This window comes from Citrobacter sp. CRE-46, from assembly GCF_059615875.1.
The window spans coordinates 661,749-681,669 of sequence record NZ_CM184341.1; the positions used below are offsets into that span (position 1 = coordinate 661,749).

16 protein-coding genes are annotated in these 19,921 nt (G+C 54.0%); 7 read left to right on the top strand and 9 right to left on the bottom strand.

What is annotated here, in order from left to right; genetic code table 11:
• Nucleotides 1-26: 26 nt before the first annotated feature.
• Both AC534G_RS03275 and ygjG read right to left on the bottom strand, forming a co-directional pair.
• Nucleotides 27-2,045: an NADPH-dependent 2,4-dienoyl-CoA reductase gene (locus AC534G_RS03275; protein WP_110496771.1), complete on the bottom strand. Its 2,019-nt coding sequence runs from the start codon at nt 2,043-2,045 to the stop codon at nt 27-29.
• 215 nt (nt 2,046-2,260) lie between these two features.
• Nucleotides 2,261-3,640 carry a putrescine aminotransferase gene (ygjG, locus tag AC534G_RS03280; protein ID WP_167371260.1) on the bottom strand — a complete coding sequence of 460 codons (1,380 nt, stop codon included), beginning with the start codon at nt 3,638-3,640 and terminating at the stop codon, nt 2,261-2,263.
• A 430-nt stretch (nt 3,641-4,070) separates the two neighbouring features.
• Here ygjG and AC534G_RS03285 point away from each other — a divergent pair, with 430 nt between their 5' ends.
• Complete coding sequence (locus tag AC534G_RS03285) at nt 4,071-5,591, top strand: methyl-accepting chemotaxis protein (protein WP_085048682.1); 1,521 nt, start codon at nt 4,071-4,073, stop codon at nt 5,589-5,591.
• Nucleotides 5,592-5,643: 52 nt separating this feature from the next.
• Here AC534G_RS03285 and AC534G_RS03290 read toward each other — a convergent pair whose 3' ends face one another.
• Nucleotides 5,644-6,318: a PadR family transcriptional regulator gene (locus AC534G_RS03290; RefSeq protein ID WP_162620708.1), complete on the bottom strand. Its 675-nt coding sequence runs from the start codon at nt 6,316-6,318 to the stop codon at nt 5,644-5,646.
• Nucleotides 6,319-6,554: 236 nt separating this feature from the next.
• Between AC534G_RS03290 and AC534G_RS03295 the strand changes: the two genes are divergently transcribed.
• Nucleotides 6,555-7,328, top strand: a complete 774-nt coding sequence (locus tag AC534G_RS03295) for a siderophore-interacting protein (protein ID WP_038634038.1) — start codon at nt 6,555-6,557, stop codon at nt 7,326-7,328.
• Here the strand turns inward: AC534G_RS03295 and AC534G_RS03300 are convergent, their stop codons facing one another.
• Complete coding sequence (locus AC534G_RS03300) at nt 7,329-8,177, bottom strand: helix-turn-helix domain-containing protein (protein ID WP_110496774.1); 849 nt, start codon at nt 8,175-8,177, stop codon at nt 7,329-7,331.
• A gap of 66 nt (nt 8,178-8,243) precedes the next feature.
• Between AC534G_RS03300 and cfa the strand changes: the two genes are divergently transcribed.
• Nucleotides 8,244-9,398, top strand: a complete 1,155-nt coding sequence (gene cfa, locus AC534G_RS03305) for a cyclopropane fatty acyl phospholipid synthase (RefSeq protein ID WP_110496776.1) — start codon at nt 8,244-8,246, stop codon at nt 9,396-9,398.
• Nucleotides 9,399-9,438: 40 nt separating this feature from the next.
• Here the strand turns inward: cfa and AC534G_RS03310 are convergent, their stop codons facing one another.
• Nucleotides 9,439-11,097, bottom strand: coding sequence for a glycerone kinase (locus AC534G_RS03310; protein ID WP_110496778.1), 1,659 nt, complete (start codon nt 11,095-11,097; stop codon nt 9,439-9,441).
• Between the two features lie 561 nt (nt 11,098-11,658).
• Here AC534G_RS03310 and AC534G_RS03315 point away from each other — a divergent pair.
• Together AC534G_RS03315 and dhaR are read left to right on the top strand one after the other, a co-directional pair.
• A complete protein-coding gene (locus AC534G_RS03315; protein WP_007372185.1) occupies nt 11,659-12,756 on the top strand; it encodes a glycerol dehydrogenase in 1,098 nt (365 codons plus the stop codon).
• Nucleotides 12,757-12,845: 89 nt separating this feature from the next.
• Complete coding sequence (gene dhaR / locus AC534G_RS03320; protein WP_038642879.1) at nt 12,846-14,771, top strand: dihydroxyacetone kinase operon transcriptional regulator DhaR; 1,926 nt, start codon at nt 12,846-12,848, stop codon at nt 14,769-14,771.
• Here dhaR and AC534G_RS03325 read toward each other — a convergent pair.
• From AC534G_RS03325 to AC534G_RS03340, 4 genes are read right to left on the bottom strand one after another with little or no spacing between them, the layout of a single operon-like run.
• Nucleotides 14,749-15,279, bottom strand: a complete 531-nt coding sequence (locus tag AC534G_RS03325; RefSeq protein ID WP_110496782.1) for a cob(I)yrinic acid a,c-diamide adenosyltransferase — start codon at nt 15,277-15,279, stop codon at nt 14,749-14,751. The genes dhaR and AC534G_RS03325 overlap by 23 nt on opposite strands.
• Nucleotides 15,280-15,633: a glycerol dehydratase reactivase beta/small subunit family protein gene (locus AC534G_RS03330; protein WP_038634027.1), complete on the bottom strand. Its 354-nt coding sequence runs from the start codon at nt 15,631-15,633 to the stop codon at nt 15,280-15,282.
• 16 nt (nt 15,634-15,649) lie between these two features.
• Entirely contained in the window at nt 15,650-16,813 is a 1,164-nt protein-coding gene (gene dhaT / locus AC534G_RS03335; protein ID WP_038634024.1) for a 1,3-propanediol dehydrogenase, read from the bottom strand.
• A gap of 22 nt (nt 16,814-16,835) precedes the next feature.
• Nucleotides 16,836-17,264 carry a GlcG/HbpS family heme-binding protein gene (locus AC534G_RS03340; protein ID WP_038634020.1) on the bottom strand — a complete coding sequence of 143 codons (429 nt, stop codon included), beginning with the start codon at nt 17,262-17,264 and terminating at the stop codon, nt 16,836-16,838.
• A 393-nt stretch (nt 17,265-17,657) separates the two neighbouring features.
• On the opposite strand from AC534G_RS03340, the gene AC534G_RS03345 reads away from it, so the two are divergent.
• A complete protein-coding gene (locus AC534G_RS03345) occupies nt 17,658-19,325 on the top strand; it encodes a propanediol/glycerol family dehydratase large subunit (protein WP_016243883.1) in 1,668 nt (555 codons plus the stop codon).
• Between the two features lie 11 nt (nt 19,326-19,336).
• Nucleotides 19,337-19,921 carry a propanediol/glycerol family dehydratase medium subunit gene (locus AC534G_RS03350; protein ID WP_038634014.1) on the top strand — a complete coding sequence of 195 codons (585 nt, stop codon included), beginning with the start codon at nt 19,337-19,339 and terminating at the stop codon, nt 19,919-19,921.

A 19,921-nucleotide genomic window follows, 5' to 3' on the forward strand; every position in this document is an offset into this window, starting at 1 on the left:
CCATCCGGCCTACGAAAGACATGACGTTAAATTTCCAGTGCCAGCCTCGTGCCTTGCGCGATAGCGCGGCGGGCATCCAGTTCCAGCGCCACATCGCAGCCGCCGATCAGATGCACCGTTTTACCTGCCGCGTGGAGAGGATCGACCAGTTCACGGCGTGGCTCTTGTCCGGCGCAAATCACCACGTTATCCACGTTAAAGATCACCGGTTCGCCGTTCAATACGACGTGTAATCCATCATCATCAATTTTCTGGTAACTGACTGCCGGGATCATTTTCACGCCGCGTGAGAGCAGGGTGGCACGATGGATCCAGCCCGTGGTTTTACCTAAACCTTGCCCTGGTTTGCTGGCCTTGCGCTGCAACATCACTATCTGACGCGGACTGCGGGATAAGTGCGGACCTTCCGGGCGTAATCCGCCAGGCTGTTGCAGGCTGGTGTCGATCCCCCATTCCACACAGAACTCCGCGATGTTCTGGCTGGTGGGAGCGCCAGGCTGGCTCAGATACATGGCGGTATCAAAACCGATCCCGCCGCAACCAATGATGGCGACGCGTTTACCCACCGGCGCTTTATCGCGCAGGACGTCGAGATAGCTCAACACTTTCGGGTGATCGATCCCCTCGATCGGCGGCATCCGCGGTTCGATCCCGCTGGCGAGGATCGCCTCGTCAAAGGGTTCCAGATCGCGCGCGGTGACAACGTGGTTCAGTCTTAGCGTCACGCCCGTCACGTCGATCATCCGACGGTAGTAGCGCAGGGTTTCATAGAATTCTTCTTTGCCGGGGATCTGTTTGGCGATATTAAACTGTCCGCCAATCTCGCTATGGGCGTCAAACAGCGTTACGTGATGCCCGCGCGCGGCGGCATTAATGGCAAACGCGAGACCTGCAGGACCCGCGCCGACAACCGCCAGATTTTTCGGCACAGTGGCTGTAACGATCGGCATTTTGGTTTCATGGCAGGCGCGTGGATTCACCAGACAAGAGGTGACTTTGCCGACGAAGATCTGATCCAGGCAGGCCTGGTTGCAACCGATACAGGTATTGATCTCATCCGACCGTCCGCTTTGCGCTTTTGACAGCAGTTCGGCGTCGGCGAGGAACGGACGGGCCATCGACACCATATCGGCATCGCCGCGGGCCAGAATGTCATCGGCGACTTTAGGATCGTTAATGCGGTTGGTGGTGACCAGGGGGATCGTCACATGACCTTTCATCTTGCGCGTCACCCAGCTAAATGCGCCACGCGGCACCGGGGTAGCGATGGTGGGAATACGCGCCTCGTGCCAGCCAATACCGGTGTTGATAATAGTTGCGCCTGCAGCTTCTACAGCCTGCGCCAACTGGACTGTTTCCTCGAAGGTGCCGCCGTTTTCTACCAGATCGAGCATCGACAGGCGGAAGATAATAATAAAGTCATTGCCGGCACGCTGACGTACTGCCCGCACCACCTCGACGGCAAAACGCATGCGGTTGGCATACCCACCGCCCCATTCGTCGTCGCGCTGATTGGTGCGCAGGGTCAGGAATTCGTTGATGAGATACCCTTCCGAGCCCATCACTTCCACGCCATCGTAGCCCGCTTCTCGCGCCAGCTGCGCGCAGTGGGCAAAATCCTCAATCAGCTGTAGCACTTCATCGTGCGTCAGTTCATGCGGCATAAAGCGGTTGATGGGGGCCTGAATGGCGGAAGGCGCCACCAGATGCGGCTGATAGCTGTAACGCCCGGTATGCAGGATTTGCAGTGCGATTTTGCCGCCTTCGTTATGCACGGCATCGGTAATCACACGATGGTGCGCGAGCTGGCTGGTATCGTTGAGCACCGCGCCGCCTTCCATACCCACGCCGGATAACGCTGGCGCAATGCCTCCGGTCACAATCAGAGCCACGCCGTGACGCGCGCGTTCGGCATAGAACGCGGCCAGCCGTTGGGCGCCATCGAGATACTCTTCCAGCCCGGTGTGCATTGAACCCATCAACACGCGGTTTTTAAGCGTGGTGAAGCCTAAATCGAGCGGGGCGAACAGCGACGGATAGCTCATAAAGGTGTCCAGTATGTAAAATTATTGTTATGTGGTCGGATGAGTTAATAATTTAGCCGTCGCAGCGTAAAAGGGAAAAGGGGAATGCCGTGATTGTGATGGGATTCAAAAAAGGAGTGGGGCCAGAGAATGATTCTGCCGGATGGCGGCTACGCCTGAGCCTAGAAAGGACACGCTTGCGTAGGCCGGATACGCGCAGCGCCATCCGACAGGTATTACATTTGCTCCACGCTCACCCGTAATGCTGCCAGGGCTTTGCGTGTTGATCGCAACACCAGATCGCATTGCTCGATCGTTAACGTTAGTGGTGGTTCGATGCGGATCGTCTTGGCATTGTTCAGGGTCCCGGCGACCAACACCCGCTGGCGGAACATCTCACTGGCAAAGTTATAGCCGATTTCATTATCGACAAACTCAATCGCCATCAACATGCCTTTGCCGCGTACATCGTGCACCAGATCCGGGTATTCCCGCGCCAACTGGCGGAAACCATCCAGCAACATATCGCCTTTCTGCTCTGCCTGAGCCGGTAAATTTTGCTCCAGCAGAACGTTAATGGTGGCCAGCGCCGCCGCACACGCGAGCGGGTTGCCGCCAAACGTAGTGGTATGCAGGAAAGGATTATCGAACAGGACGGAGAACACCTCTTCGGTGGCAATGGTTGCGCCAATCGGCATCACGCCGCCGCCCAACGCTTTGGCCAGACACATAATGTCGGGCTGCACGTTTTCGTGCTCGCAGGCGAACATTTTGCCGGTACGCCCCATGCCGGTCTGCACTTCGTCAAGGATCATCAGCGCGCCAAACTCATCGCAAAGTTTACGCACGGCGGTCAAATACCCTTGCGGCGGCAGGATCACGCCCCCTTCACCCTGGATAGGTTCGAGGATCACGGCGGCGACGTCGTCACCGGTCTTTTTACATTCGCTGAGCATGGTACGCATCGCGTTAATATCGCCAAACGGCACATGGCGGAAGCCCGGCAGCAGCGGCATAAAGGGTTTACGGAAGGTGGATTTCGCCGTGGCGGACAGCGCGCCCAGGGATTTACCATGGAATGCGCCGCTGGTGGCGATAAATGTAAATTTACCGCGCGGCGATTGATACGCTTTCGCCAGCTTCAGGGCGGCTTCAACCGACTCGGTCCCGCTGTTACAGAAAAAACTGTATTTCAGCTTACCGGGCGCCAGTGCGGCGAGGGTTTTTGCCAGCATGGCCCGCAACGGGTCAAGTAACTCCTGGCTGTGCAGAGGTTGTTTCGCGAGTTGATTCTGTACGGCGGAAACCACGACTGGATTACGGTGCCCCACGTTGAAAATGCCAAAACCACCCAGGCAATCAACAAACTCCTGTCCCTGGGTGTCGACAAGCGTATTCAGGCTTCCCGCTTGCCACTCTACGGCTCCGTAATCCCCGCCTGCAGTTACAGATTTTCGATACTCTAAGAACCCCGGATTGACATGCTCCTTAAAGTACTCAATCACCTCTCGGTTTAATGATTTCATTTCCTCATGATCAAGCGTGCGCTTTTCGATGAGATTCAGTGCGTGTGCGCTGCAGGCCAGGGCCGATGCGCTGGAAGGTAACCTGTTCAAAATATGCTCCCGGAGCTGGCGTATCACATGATACTGATTTAAGTATTGCAGGGATTGCGCCATTCCGGCGCGCTTAGCAAAAATCGGGATAAACACCAGGAAATATCTTATTTGCGCAACATTTAATGCCAGTATTTAACATTTGCTGGCATTTTGCCCAGATTTGGCACCTGAAAACAGATCGAATTAACGCGTATTTGCGCTAAAAATGGGCAATGTTTGCACTGTCACGGTGCGGGGGAAGACGTGCAATTGAATAGTTACTTAATGAAAGTATTTTAAATCAACGAATTAGAATGCGTACAGATTTTGAGGTTTAATCGCAAATTGCGATCTAAATCAAATTTAACAACTAAAGATAAAAAGATTATCGCCGAAATAACATAAGCCGAAAGAGTTAACAACCAGATAACCTGCACAGGACGCAACCATGTCTTCTCATCCCTACGTTAGTCAGCAAAATACACCGCTGGATGATGATATCACCCTCATGTCCACCACCGACTTACAAAGCTATATCACTCATGCGAACGATACCTTTGTCCAGGTCAGCGGCTATCAACTGAATGAATTGCTCGATAAGCCGCACAACCTGGTTCGTCATCCGGACATGCCAAAAGCGGCGTTTGCGGATATGTGGTACACCCTTAAGCAGGGTGAGCCATGGAGCGGCATTGTGAAAAATCGGCGTAAGAATGGCGATCACTACTGGGTGAGGGCCAACGCGGTGCCGATGGTGCGGGAAGGGCGAGTGACCGGGTACATGTCGATTCGTACCCGGGCAACTGACGAAGAGATTGCGGCGGTAGAGCCTTTATATAAAGCGCTGAATGAAGGACGTTGCAACCGACGTATTCATAAAGGGTTGGTGGTACGCAAAGGCTGGCTGGGTAAACTCCCGGCACTGCCGATTCGCTGGCGGGTACGCAGCGTGATGGCATTGATGTTTGCCGTACTGGCGACCGCATTGCAGCAAACAGGCGCCGAATGGCCGTTACTGTTGATGAGTGCGTTGGTAATGCTGCTGGGGACGGCTATTTTCGAATGGCAAATTGTGCGTCCCATCGAGAATGTTGCTCGTCAGGCGTTGAAAGTGGCGACCGGTGAGCGCAACAGCGTATCGCATCTTAACCGCAGTGATGAACTGGGTTTGATGCTGCGAGCGGTGGGGCAACTGGGGTTAATGTGCCGTTGGCTCATCCATGATGTCTCCAGCCAGGTGAGTTGTGTGCGCAGCGACAGCGAAACGCTGGCAAAAGGCAGTGATGATTTGAACAAGCATACGCAGCAGACCGTGGAGAATGTGCAGGAAACGGTGACCACCATGAATCAGATGGCGGCGTCGGTGAAACAAAACTCTGAGACCGCCGCCGCGGCCGATAAACTCTCGATTGCTGCCAGCAGCGCGGCAACACACGGCGGCGAGGCGATGGATATCGTCATCAAAACCATGGATGATATTGCCAACAGCACTCAGCGGATCGGCACCATTACCACGCTGATTAACGATATTGCTTTCCAGACCAATATTCTGGCCTTGAACGCCGCCGTAGAAGCCGCGAGGGCGGGCGAGCAGGGCAAAGGTTTCGCCGTAGTGGCGGGAGAAGTGCGTCATCTTGCCAGTCGTAGCGCCAGCGCGGCCAATGATATCCGCAAGCTGATTGATGCCAGCGCCGATAAGGTACAGTCCGGCTCCGATCAGGTGCACGCCGCGGGGCGTACGATGGACGATATTGTGGCGCAGGTGCAAAACGTCACTCAACTGATCGCGCAAATCAGCCACTCAACGCTGGAACAGTCCGATGGTCTTTCCAGCCTGACTCGTGCGGTGAATGAACTGAGCAGCATTACGCAGAAAAACGCTGAACTGGTTGAAGAGAGTGCCCAGATTTCCGCGATGGTGAAACATCGCGCGGGTCGTCTGGAAGATGCGGTCACGGTGCTGCATTAATCTTAACCACAGCAGGCGCAACGCCGGACACGGGTTCCGCCTGCTGCGCAGATTAATCTAACTGAGTAATGTCCAGCGCGGCGCGATCGATAATACCAATGATTTTTTTGATCTGCGCCTCGCTGGTATCACCATGATTGACGCGTAGGTCCAGCACAGCTTTGAAGTTCTCCAGCGCGCGTTTCATCTGTGGGTTTTTACGTAATTCAAAACCCACACAGCGGGCTTTAATACGTTCGTGGATATGTTCCAGATGTTCGCGGTTCTCATCCAGCCACTGCAGACCTTGAGTCGTGATGGCAATCTGCTTACGCCCACCTTCCTCGTCGCTGATGGCGATCAGGGCTTGATCCTGCAACAGATCCAGCGTCGGATAGATAACGCCCGGGCTCGGGGTGTAGTTACCCTGAGTCAGGGTTTCAATCGCTTTAATCAGTTCATAGCCGTGGCTGGCGTCGCGGGTCAGGATATCCAGAATCACCAGGCGTAATTCGCCGTGACCAAAGAAGCGCTGGCGACGACCGCCGCCGCGACCGTGGCGGCGTCCGCAACCCTGTTCGTGGTGATGTTCTTGGTGACAGCCTTCGTGGCGATGCTCTTCACCTTTGCAGCAGCCTGCATGGCGCTCACTGTGGCGGCTTTCGTGGTGATGTCCTTCACCCTTGCAGCAGCCTTCGTGTTGGTGCTCTGTCTGTTTACAGCAACCTTCATGATGGTTTTGCATCATCGTCTCCTGATGTGTTTTAGATATATCTAATTTATATCTAAATGTTGTTTTTACGCAAGTCGACAAATTAAATGTTTTTTAATATGTTGATTATTATCTATTTTTATAAGGTCTGTGATGGCTGGTAATCACAAGGTGGCTATATCAAAAAAGTGCTTGCAATCTTTCTGATTAGCAATCATTATCATTTAAAAATAAATTTAGATATATCGTATTATCTTCACGAAGGCGAAAAAATGACAAAAAACACCTCACGCTACCCACAGCGCGTTCGCAATGAACTGCGCTTCCGTGAACTTACCGTCCTGCGCGTTGAACGTATTAGCGCGGGTTTTCAGCGCATCGTACTGGGCGGTGATGCGCTGGACGGTTTTAGCTCGCACGGCTTTGATGACCATACCAAGGTCTTTTTCCCGGAGCCGGGCAGCCATTTTGTGCCGCCTGTTGTCACCGATGAAGGCATTGTCTGGGCCGAGGGTGTGCGTCCGCTCTCCCGTGACTACACGCCGTTGTATGACGAAGCGCGCCATGAGCTGGCGCTGGATTTTTATATTCATGACGGTGGCGTGGCGAGCACATGGGCGATGAATGCTCGCGAGGGTGACAAGCTGACGATCGGTGGTCCGCGCGGTTCTTTGGTGGTGCCAGAGGATTATGCGTATCAGGTTTACGTGTGTGATGAATCAGGAATGCCCGCGCTGCGCCGACGGCTGGAGTCGCTCAGTCGTTTAGCGGTACGCCCGAACGTAACGGCGCTGGTAAGCGTGCAGGATGCGGCGTATCAGGACTATTTTGCCCATCTCGACGAGTTTACTATTCAGTGGATTATCGGCCATGACGAACAGGCGGTGAATGAACAATTATCGCGGCTGAACGTGCCGGCAGACAATTATTTCATCTGGATTACCGGCGAAGGCAGGGTGGTAAAAAACCTCAGCGCTCGCTTTGAAACCGCGGCGTTCGATCAGCAACTGGTGCGCGCAACGGCTTACTGGCATCAACGCCGTTAATCAGTAATTCGATGGCGGCACGCCAAACGCCTGGCGAAAGGCGTAGCTAAATGCCGCGGTGCTGGAATACCCCACATCCAGCGCCACGGCAGTTACGCTTTTATTTTTCTTCAGCATTAATACGGACTCCAGAATACGCATTTTTTGCTTCCAGACGCTGAAGGGCAATCCGGTTTCTTTTTTGAAATGCCGTGAAAAGGTACGGGCTGACATGCCCAGATGCTGCGCCCAGTATTCAACCGAATGCTCCAGCGCCGGGGATTCCTGAATTGTCCGGCACACTTTGGTTAATTCGCGATCGTGCGGCCAGGGTAATACAAAAGCGACTTCCGGGAGCTGCAGAATAATATCGACCAGAACACTAACCAGCTTGCCCTCTTTTGACTGGCTATCATAATGGCCCGAAATTAAATTGGTGGCGTAATGAATAAACTCTCTGGCGAAATTACTGATCGCCACCACTTTACATTCATTAATGCTCTCTTCAAGAAAACCCGGCTTAATATCCAGATTCTCTAAATGCACATCATCCAATGCCCAGACCGCATGTTCGGTATTATTGGGGATCCAGATGCCATAATGCGCCGGGATTATCCAGCATTTGCCGGCAACATCAATTCGCATGCTGCCTTTACGGGCGAAATGAAACTGCATAAAAGAGTGCGAATGCTGCGGAACATGATGGTTGGCTTCCAGGACATAAGAACGAAAGTACACGTCCTGCGGCAACTCCGTAATGGAGTTATCGGGGAATGAATTCCACTGTTTTTGCGCGAGAGTCTCCATAAATAAATCGTCAATGCTCCCGGTGATGTGTCCGCTATTCGATAGATCTTGTCCGCAGATCATAATACATACATTCAGTTTTCCATAATAATCTTGCGTAACGATTTTTAGCCCACTTTGGTAAATACCATGAACACGCTTTGTTCAGATGCTGTCATCGTCAATGAAACAAATGATAACTGGACCCGAATGGGGAAAGAGCTACTTTCGCAAGCTGATATCCAGATTAATGGCTCTCGTGCCTGGGACATTCAACTTCATCATGCCGGTTTCTTTAAGCGGGTACTGCAACAAGGCTCGTTAGGGCTGGGCGAAAGCTATATGGAAGGCTGGTGGGACTGCGAGCGGCTCGATATTCTGTTCTGTAAAATTCTCAAAGCAAAACTCGACCAGCAAATGCCGGGCAACCTGAAAGATATTTTACGCATTGCCAGCGCTCGCCTGTTTAATTTGCAGTCGCGGAGCCGCGCGTGGATTGTCGGCAAAGAACATTATGATATTGGGAACGATCTTTTTGCGCTGATGCTGGATCCGCATATGCAATATTCCTGTGGTTACTGGAAAGACGCGACCACATTAGACGATGCGCAAAATGCCAAATTAAAAATGATTTGTGAGAAGCTACAACTCAAACCGGGTATGCGTTTACTCGATATCGGTTGTGGCTGGGGCGGACTGGCGGAATATGCAGCGCGTCATTACGGCGTGGCGGTAGAAGGCGTCACTATCTCTAAAGAGCAGCAGAAAATGGCGCAACAGCGCTGTGAAGGACTGGACGTTAATATTCTGCTGCAGGATTATCGTGACCTCGATAAACACTACGATCGCATTGTCTCCGTGGGGATGTTCGAACACGTCGGGCCGAAAAACTACGACACCTATTTCAGCATCGCCGACCGTTGTTTAAAACCGGACGGGCTGTTCCTGCTGCATACCATTGGCAGCAACAAAAAGGGGATGAGCGTCGATCCGTGGATCAATAAATACATTTTCCCGAACGGTTGCTTACCGTCGATATCGCATATTGCCGAGGCCAGCGAATCACGCTTTGTAATGGAAGACTGGCATAACTTTGGCAGCGATTACGATAAAACGCTGATGGCCTGGCATGAGCGTTTTAATCAGGCATGGCCGGAGCTGTCTTCACGTTACTCCGCCACCTTCAGAAGAATGTTTAATTACTATTTATGCGCCTGCGCTGGGGTTTTCCGCGCCAGAGATATTGAGCTTTGGCAGGTACTGTTTAGCCGCGGCGTCGAGGGTGGCCTCCGCGTTTATCGTTAACGTTCTGCCTGATGCGCGAAGCGCATCAGGCATTTATCACTTAACCCAACTCACTCTCCGCCAGCGCTTTAAATACCATTGCGACGGCATGCGCCCCGGGATCCATATTACCCAGCAAACTTTCGCTGCTCAGATACGATGCGCGACCCGCATTGGCTTTGCTCGACAAACAGGTTCGTTCGGCCCCGGCTTGCGCGGCGTCAAAAGCGGCATGCAGGTTGTCCGGATGCGCCAGCAGTGAGGTCAGCGCGGGTTGCAGTGCATCTATCATGGTGCGATCGCCTTCGTCTGCGCCGCCGTAGAACTTCATCTGCTCCAGACCCGCATTCAGCGCTTCGGCAACGTTAGCTCCCTGTTCCAGTTTCTGCCCGGCGGCGGTAAAGAAAATAGACATCAGCACGCCGCTGGAACCCCCCATCACCACGGTCAGGCGTTCGCCAATCAGCGCGAACAGCGTGGCAAGGTCATCCAGCGGAAGCTGCTGACGCTGCAGCAGACTGGCAATTTCACGCGCGCCGGCGGCAAAGGTTGAACCCGTATCGCCATCGCCGACTTTGGCATCCAGCGCGTTGAGATGTGCTTCCAGATTGGAAAGCGTTCCGGTGACCTGCTCCACAATTTCAGCGACCCGCGCGTTGGCAGAGGGCTGGAATTCCACGTGCGCGCTGCGCTGGGATGATGGCGCGTAGCTGATTTCACGCGGTGGGACGGGAGTCGGCCAGTTGCTGGTTTCCACTTCGGTCAGCAGCGCTTTTTCGATGCTCTCTTCCAGCACGATGGCCGTTAGTGAGAATCCTTTCATATCCAGCGCGGTGACCAGCGAGGCCGGACCAATTAGCCAGTCGATGCGTGGGTATAGCGGACTGCTGGCCAGTTCGCGGGTGATAATAGCCATTTCCGCAACGGATACGCCGCCAAGATTGTTAATCATCATCGCCACTCTGCCGGTTTCAGGCAGGACCGTCAGCAGTTTATCCACCATCAGGTTCACCACCTGCGCGCTGTTTTGGGTATCAATAACCGAGGCCCCCGGCTCGCCGTGAATGCCCATGCCCAGCTCAGCATGACCCGGATGATGGCGTGGCGTGGCGTCGGTTTCTTGCGGCAGATGACAGCTGGAGAGGGCGACGCCCAGGCTGAAGGTGTTGTTGGCTGCGTACTGCGCTTCACGCAGGACGGTGGCGAGGTTGTAGCCGCGTTCGGCAAAGTAACCCGCGATTTTATGCACCAGGATGGTTCCCGCAATGCCACGCGGATGTTTGTTATCCGGCAGGGAGATGTCGTCACCGACTATCAGCATTTCAACGTTGTAGCCCAGGCGTCGCGCTTTCTCGGCGGCGAGACCGAAATTAAGACGGTCACCGGTGTAGTTTTTCACAATCAACAGACAGCCAGCCTCACCGGTCACTGCCTGAATAGCGGTCAGTACCGCATCCACGCTCGGGGAGGCGAACACATCGCCGCAGACCGCCGCAGTCAGCATACCTTTGCCGATAAACCCAACGTGCGCGGGTTCGTGCCCTGAACCGCCGCCGGAGATCACCGCCACGTTATTTTTGTTAAGGTCGCGGCGAACCACGACGCGAATGGCCGGATCGCTCTCCAGACGCGCCAGGTTATTCCACGGGCTGGTGATAATTGTACCGTCGATCACGTCGCTAACGAGATGGGGGCGTTGGTTAAAAAAGAATTGAGACATAACGGCTCCTCGAGGTTGAGTGTAAGACAAACCCCCGAATGCATGTTCATGGTGCGGAGGCGATAGAGAGATTCTGGCGAAGTCAGCATGGAAAAAAACAACGCGAAAATGAGTTTCATTACGAAACGTGATTGCTGTTTTTTGTTCCGAAATGAAACTTAATTAGGCGAGAAATCAGCACAATGCGAACTCGCTCGACTTTTTTCTTCTGCGATCAGAGCAGGCCACACGGCGCGGCCAGCCTTTTTTTGCGGGTTTTTACGCAGGATGGCGCGTAATTGGGGAAATTGATCTTCGTGTTGGTCGGTGATTTCGCGGTAAAGGAACGGATCGGGATCGCAAACCTTATTATTTTTGTGGTTAAGTGTTCCAATATGAAACGTGTGTCTTTTTTATCTGTTTCATATCAGAACAAAATGACGAAAGATTTTTTTGTGCACGCCTCGCCATACAGTTATTACATCGCTCCGGTACGTCCGTTTTCGCCGTCAACATCAGGCTAAACGGGTTAACGCCAGGGCTCACCATGTAAAAACATGTACTTATTTGAGGATGAAAGGAATGCTAAAAGTTATTCAATCTCCAGCCAAATATCTCCAGGGTCCTGACGCTTCTACCTTATTTGGTCAATACGCTAAAAATCTGGCGGACAGCTTTTTCGTGATTGCGGACGACTTCGTCATGAAGCTGGCGGGAGAGAAGGTACTCAATGGTCTGCATAGCCATGACATTAGCTGCCACGCGGAACGCTTCAACGGTGAATGCAGCCATGTTGAAATTAATCGCCTGATTGCCATTCTGAAAAAACACGGTTGCCGTGGTGTGGTTGGGATTGGCGGTGGGAAAACGTTAGATACCGCCAAAGCTATTGGTTATTACCAGAAGCTGCCGGTGGTGGTGATCCCAACTATCGCATCTACCGATGCGCCAACCAGCGCGCTGTCCGTTATCTATACCGAAGCGGGTGAGTTTGAAGAGTATCTGATCTACCCGAAAAACCCGGATATGGTGGTGATGGATACCGCAATTATTGCCAAAGCGCCGGTACGTCTGCTGGTGGCCGGGATGGGCGATGCGCTCTCTACCTGGTTTGAAGCGAAAGCCTGTTATGACGCCCGAGCGACCAGCATGGCGGGTGGGCAGTCCACCGTGGCGGCGCTGAGCCTGGCGCGCCTGTGCTATGATACCCTGCTGGCGGAAGGCGAAAAGGCACGCTTAGCCGCCCAGGCTGGCGTGGTGACCGATGCGCTGGAACGTATTGTCGAAGCCAACACCTACCTCAGCGGTATCGGCTTTGAAAGCAGCGGCCTTGCGGGGGCACATGCCATCCATAACGGCTTTACGATTCTGGAAGAGTGTCACCATCTGTACCACGGTGAAAAAGTCGCCTTTGGTACCCTGGCGCAGCTGGTGCTGCAGAACAGCCCGATGGAAGAGATCGAAACCGTGCTGAATTTCTGTCAGAAAGTGGGCCTGCCGGTAACGTTAGCGGAAATGGGCGTGAAAGACGACATTGACGGCAAGATTATGGCCGTGGCTAAAGCCACCTGCGCAGAAGGTGAAACCATTCACAATATGCCGTTCCCGGTGACGCCTGAAAGCGTACATGCCGCTATTTTGACGGCAGACCTGCTGGGACAGCAGTGGCTGGCGCGTTAATCGGTCATTGGTAAATTTACCCAGCATCTTCTCCCCCTCTGACAGTCTCTGCCGGAGGGGTTGTCTATGGCAAAACAGCGGAAATGGATATGACGGCGCACACGCATAGCATCGGGCAGGAAGTCTCTTCGGTTCTCGCCCAGTCCTGGCATCGTTGCAGCAAGTTTATGCAGCGGGAAACCTGGCAGGCGCCGCATCAGGCGCAAGGGCTGACCTTTGAGTCGATTTGTCGTCGCAAGACGGCGCTGCTGACGATTGCGCAGGCCGCGCTGGAAGATGCCTGGGAGTTTATGGACGGTCGTCCGTGCGCGCTGCTGATTCTGGATGAATCGGCCTGTATTCTCAGCCGTTGCGGCGATCCGCAGACGATAGAACAGCTGGCGGAGCTTGGATTTCGCGACGGCAGCTATTGCGCGGAAAGCATTATCGGCAGTTGTGCGCTGTCGCTGGCGACGATGCCGGGGCAGCCGACAAAAACCTCTGGCGCTCAGCACTTTAAACAGGCGTTGCATCCGTGGTCGTTCTGCTCGACGCCGGTGTTCGATAACCATGGGCGTCTGTTTGGCTCCATCTCATTATGCTGTCTGGTAGAACATGAGTCCGTTTCTGATTTATCCCTGACGCTGGCGATTGCCAGAGAAGTCGGTAATTCATTGCTGACCGACAGCCTGCTGGCAGAATCCAACCGCCATCTGAACCAGATGTACGGGCTGCTGGAGAGCATGGATGATGGCGTGATGGCCTGGAATGAGCAGGGGGTGTTGCAGTTCCTCAATGCGCGCGCGGCGCTGCTTTTGCATCTCGACGCGCAGGCCAGCCAGGGCAAAAACATTCACGACCTGCTCAATTTGCCCATGCTGCTGCGTCGGGCAATTAAACATGCCCGCGGTTTGAATCACGTCGAAGTCACTTTTGAAAGTCAGCACCAGTTTGTTGATGCCGTCATCACCCTGAAGCCGATTGTTGAGGAGCAGGGCAACAGCTTTATCCTGCTGCTGCACCCGGTGGAGCAAATGCGTCAGCTGATGACCAGCCAGCTTGGTAAGGTGAGCCATACCTTTGAGCAGATGTCGACGGACGATCCAGAAACCCGACGCTTGATCCATTTTGGTCGCCAGGCGGCAAGGGGGAGTTTCCCGATCCTGCTGTGCGGGGAAGAGGGCGTCGGGAAAGAGCTGCTGAGCCAGGCCATTCACAATGAAAGCGAACGCGCCAGCGGGCCGTATATCGCCGTGAACTGTCAGTTGTATGCCAACAGCGTGCTGGGGCAGGATTTTATGGGTAGTGCGCCCACCGATGATGAAAATGGTCGGTTGAGTCGCCTTGAGCTGGCGAACGGCGGCACGCTGTTTCTGGAGAAAATTGAATATCTGGCGCCGGAACTGCAATCCGCGCTGTTACAGGTGATCAAGCAGGGAGTATTAACCCGCCTGGATGCCCGTCGCCTGATCCCGGTGGATGTAAAAGTGATCGCCACCACCACGGTTGATCTCGCTAATCTGGTGGAGCAAAACCGCTTTAGCCGCCAGCTGTATTACGCGTTGCACTCTTTTGAGATTGTTATCCCGCCGCTACGCGCGCGGCGTAACAGTATTCCCTCGTTGATTTATACGCGACTGAATAGCCTGAAAAAACGCTTTTCAACCAGCCTGAAGATCGACGACGACGCGCTGGCGCAACTGGTGGCTTATTCATGGCCGGGCAATGACTTCGAGCTGAACAGCATTATCGAAAACATCGCTATCAGTAGCGATAACGGCCATATCCGGCTGAGCAATCTGCCGGATTATCTGTTTGCCGAGCGCCCCGGTCTGGAGACCGCGTCTTCCCTGCTGCCAGCCAGCCTGACATTTACCGCTATCGAAAAAGAGGCGATTATCCACGCTGCCCGCGTCACCAGTGGGCGCGTGCAGGAGATGTCGCAACTGCTGAATATTGGTCGCACGACCTTGTGGCGTAAGATGAAGCAGTACGACATCGACGCCAGCCAGTTTAAGCGCAAACATCTGGAGTAGTTTCTTCGATTCTGGCCATGGAGAACAGCGCATCCGACAGTCGGTTGATATAACGCTTGGGTTCATCGCGTAACGTCAGCGTTCTGTCCATCGCGATGAGGATCCGCTCCAGCCGCCGTGCCAGGGTGCGCGCAACGTGTAGCTGTGCCGATGCCAGATTTTTTCCCGGAATGACAAATTCTTTCAGGGGGCCGCTCTGCGCCATATTGCGGTCAATAAGCTGCTCCAGCGCCTGAATATCCTCGGCGTTAATCGTCTGCGTTAAGCGGGCGAGACCTTTCTCATCGCTGGCGAGTTCCGCCCCCAGCAGAAACAGCATCTTCTGGATGGCATGCAGATCTTCGCGTAATTCTGCCTGGCGCGAGCTGGCATAGCAGACGCCAAGCTGGGAAATCAGTTCATCCACCGTACCGTAGGCGTTAACGCGGATGTCGTCTTTGTCGATACGGCTGCCGCCAAACAGCGCAGTCGTGCCTTTATCACCGGTTCGGGTATAGATGCGGTACATTTATTTTATCTCGCTAAAGGGAAGCACTTTGACCAGTTGGCCAGCATTGGCGCCGAGCATGCGGATCATTGCTGCCCCGGCGGCGATATGCCCACGGACCAGCGCCCGATCCTCGGGTAGCTGGGCGTGGGTTAGGGCAATATCACCGCTGGCGCTGAGGCCGAGACCCACGCGTAGCGTCGAGCTTTTAGCCGCCAGCTTGCTGAGGGCCAGCGCGCAGTCATGTGCGTCGCAACAGATTGTCCGGCAAGGGACGCCTTGCTCTTCCAGCCCCCAGCATAGTTCATCAAGCACGCGCGTATCCTGCCAGCGTGAGTGATAAAACAGATGTACGCCCGGTGATGAAAGTGACATTGCGCCCCCTTATTGATCAGAATGCCTGACGGAAGATCCCGGCAATTTCTTTCTCGTTCCCTTTACGTGGGTTGGAGAAGGCATTGCCGTCTTTCAGCGCCATTTCCGCCATATACGGGAAATCGGCTTCTTTGACGCCCAGTTCGCGCAGATGCTGCGGAATACCGATATCGGCAGAGAGGCGAGCGATGGCGTGAATCGCCAGTTCGGCGGCATCCATGGTGGACAGACCGTCGGTGTTCTCACCCATAAACTCTGCGATGTCGGCAAATTTCTCCGGATTAGCGATCAGGTTATAGCGCGCCACGTGCGGCAGCAGTACGGCATTTGCTACGCCGTGCGGCATGTCGTACAGACCGCCAAGCTGATGCGCCATCGCGTGAACGTAGCCAAGGTTGGCGTTGTTGAAGGCCATACCCGCCAGCAAAGAGGCATAGGCCATGTTTTCACGAGCTTTCAGGTTGCTGCCCAGCGCTACGGCCTGGCGCAAATTACGGGCGATCAGACGAATTGCCTGGATAGCGGCGGCGTCGGTAACCGGGTTGGCATCTTTTGAAATATAGGCCTCAACAGCGTGGGTCAGGGCGTCCATCCCGGTCGCTGCGGTCAGTGGCGCAGGTTTGCCGAGCATCAGCAGCGGGTCATTAATAGAGACTGAAGGCAGGTTGCGCCAGCTGACAATCACAAACTTCACTTTGGTTTTGGTATTGGTCAGCACGCAGTGGCGGGTGACTTCGCTGGCGGTACCGGCGGTGGTATTCACCGCGACGATCGGCGGCAGCGGATTGGTCAGGGTTTCAATCCCGGCATAGCTATAGAGATCGCCTTCGTGCGTCGCCGCGATACCGATGCCTTTACCGCAGTCATGCGGACTACCACCGCCGACGGTAACGATAATATCGCATTGCTCCTTACGAAAAACTTCCAGACCGTCGCGCACGTTGGTGTCTTTGGGGTTTGGCTCGACGCCGTCAAACACCACCACGTCAATACCGGCTTCACGCAGATGTTCGAGGGTTTTATCAACCGCGCCGTCCTTAATGGCTCGCAGACCTTTATCAGTCACCAGCAGCGCTTTTTTACCGCCCAACAGTTTGCAGCGTTCGCCCACGACGGAAATAGCATTCGGGCCAAAAAAGTTCACATTTGGCACCAGGTAATCAAACATACGATAGCTCATAATTTACCTTCTTAGATTTAAATTATAATTCAGAAAAACAATCCAGTGCGGTTTGCGCTAATAACATGTCTTGTTCGACAGTACCGCCACTTACGCCGACAGCACCGATTAATTTATCGTTTAACATGACAGGTAAGCCGCCGCCAAAAATAACGATCCGCTGTTGATTCGTTAGCTGTAAACCATATAGTGACGCACCCGGTTGTACCGCGTCGGTAATTTCATGGGTCCCCTGGCGCAGACAGCAGGCGGTATACGCTTTATTAAGAGAAATATCACAGCTGGTGACAAACGCGTCGTCCATGCGTTGCATCAGCAGCGTGTTTCCGCCGCGATCCACCACGGAAAAGACCACCGGCACGTTGATCTCAGACGCTTTAGCCTCGACGGCCTGCGCCATTTTTTTCGCAGCCGCCAGCGTAATGGTGGCGATTGGTTGGCTCTTATTCACAGTTTCTCCTGAAAATAGTGTAGGGCTGAGGTCACGAAAATATCGCGAGACAGCTATTTTTTATCATTGGGTTTGGCTTTATTTTGTCGCCGCGTGTTATTAAGTCAATAGGGTGAAAATTTCAAAAATATTAATTTGATTTTGCGTATCGGCATTTATTGATAATGATCATTTAACTTCGTCACAATTCGCTCCGGCTATTCCTGAGAACCGTTTCAATATGGAACGATGAATTTTTATTACGTGCCAAATTGGAACGAAATTAATTTTATTTTTTTATTGCTGTGCTCATTTAGAGTTCGGCCATTGCTGATGAAAGGCGAATGCCGGGTGGTGTGTCCCCGGCAATACGGCCCGGCGTCCCTATTTTTTTATCTTTTGAGTCCATAAACTATGAGAAGATCAAAACGATTCGAAGTGCTTGCGAAGCGCCCTGTAAATCAGGATGGGCTGATTGGCGAATGGCCTGAAGAGGGGCTGATCGCCATGGAAAGCCCCTACGATCCGGCTTCGTCGGTGAAGGTAGAGAATGGTCGTATTGTTGAGCTGGACGGCAAGAGCCGCGCCGAGTTCGACATGATTGACCGTTTTATTGCCGACTACGCGATTAACGTGGCTGAAACTGAACGGGCAATGCGGCTCGACGCGCTGGAGATCGCCAGAATGCTGGTGGATATCCACGTCAGCCGGGAAGAGATTGTTGCTATTACCACCGCCATCACGCCGGCGAAAGCGGTGGAGGTGATGGCGCAAATGAACGTGGTGGAAATGATGATGGCGCTGCAAAAAATGCGCGCCAGGCGCACGCCGTCCAACCAGTGCCATGTCACCAACCTGAAAGACAACCCGGTACAGATTGCCGCCGATGCGGCTGAAGCGGGGATCCGTGGTTTTTCAGAACAGGAAACCACGGTCGGCATCGCCCGCTATGCGCCGTTTAACGCCCTGGCGCTGCTGGTCGGTTCCCAGTGCGGTCGCCCTGGCGTGCTCACGCAATGTTCCGTTGAGGAGGCGACGGAGCTGGAACTGGGGATGCGCGGGTTAACCAGCTACGCCGAAACGGTATCGGTATACGGTACAGAGTCGGTGTTTACCGACGGCGATGATACGCCGTGGTCCAAAGCGTTTCTCGCCTCGGCCTATGCGTCTCGCGGGCTGAAAATGCGTTATACCTCCGGTACCGGTTCGGAAGCGCTGATGGGCTATTCCGAGAGTAAATCGATGCTCTATCTGGAGTCGCGCTGCATCTTTATCACCAAAGGCGCGGGTGTACAGGGGCTGCAAAACGGCGCGGTCAGCTGTATCGGCATGACCGGCGCAGTGCCGTCGGGGATCCGCGCGGTGCTGGCGGAAAACCTGATTGCCTCGATGCTCGACCTTGAAGTGGCCTCCGCCAATGACCAGACCTTTTCCCACTCAGATATTCGCCGTACCGCCCGTACCCTGATGCAAATGCTGCCGGGTACCGACTTTATCTTCTCCGGCTATAGTGCCGTGCCGAACTACGACAACATGTTTGCCGGGTCGAACTTCGATGCGGAAGACTTCGATGATTACAACATTCTGCAACGCGATCTGATGGTGGACGGTGGTCTGCGTCCTGTAACCGAAGAAGAAACCATCGCCATCCGTAACAAGGCGGCGCGCGCCATTCAGGCGGTGTTCCGCGAACTGGGCCTGCCGTTGATTAGCGATGAGGAAGTTGAGGCCGCCACTTACGCTCACGGCAGCAAAGATATGCCCGCGCGCAATGTGGTGGAAGATCTGGCCGCCGTGGAAGAGATGATGAAGCGCAATATTACCGGGCTGGATATCGTCGGCGCGCTAAGCCGTAGCGGCTTCGAAGATATCGCCAGTAACATCCTCAATATGCTGAGACAGCGCGTCACCGGTGATTACCTGCAAACGTCGGCCATTCTGGATCGCCAGTTTGAGGTGGTCAGCGCTGTTAACGACATTAATGATTATCAGGGACCAGGCACCGGCTATCGCATCTCTGCCGAGCGCTGGGCGGAAATTAAAAATATCGCGGGCGTGGTTCAGCCTGGCTCAATTGAATAAGGCGGTACACCGTGGAATGCACAACTGAACGTAAGCCGGTTTTCACCTTGCAGGTAAGCGAAGGCGAGGCGGCTACAGCGGACGAACGCGTAGATGAAGTGGTGATTGGCGTCGGTCCGGCCTTTGATAAGTATCAGCACAAAACCCTGATTGATATGCCGCATAAGGCGATTCTTAAAGAGCTGGTGGCAGGGATTGAAGAAGAGGGGCTGCATGCGCGGGTGGTGAGAATTCTGCGCACCTCGGATGTTTCTTTTATGGCGTGGGATGCGGCTAATCTCAGTGGTTCCGGCATCGGGATTGGTATCCAGTCGAAGGGAACCACGGTGATTCATCAGCGCGATCTGCTACCGCTGAGTAACCTGGAGCTGTTCTCTCAGGCTCCGCTGCTGACGCTGGAAACCTATCGCCAGATCGGTAAAAACGCCGCGCGCTATGCACGCAAAGAGTCGCCTTCGCCGGTGCCGGTGGTCAATGACCAGATGGTGCGCCCTAAATTTATGGCCAAGGCCGCGCTGTTTCACATCAAAGAAACCAAACACGTGGTGCAGGATGCTGCACCCGTCACGCTGCATATTGCACTGGTAAGGGAATGA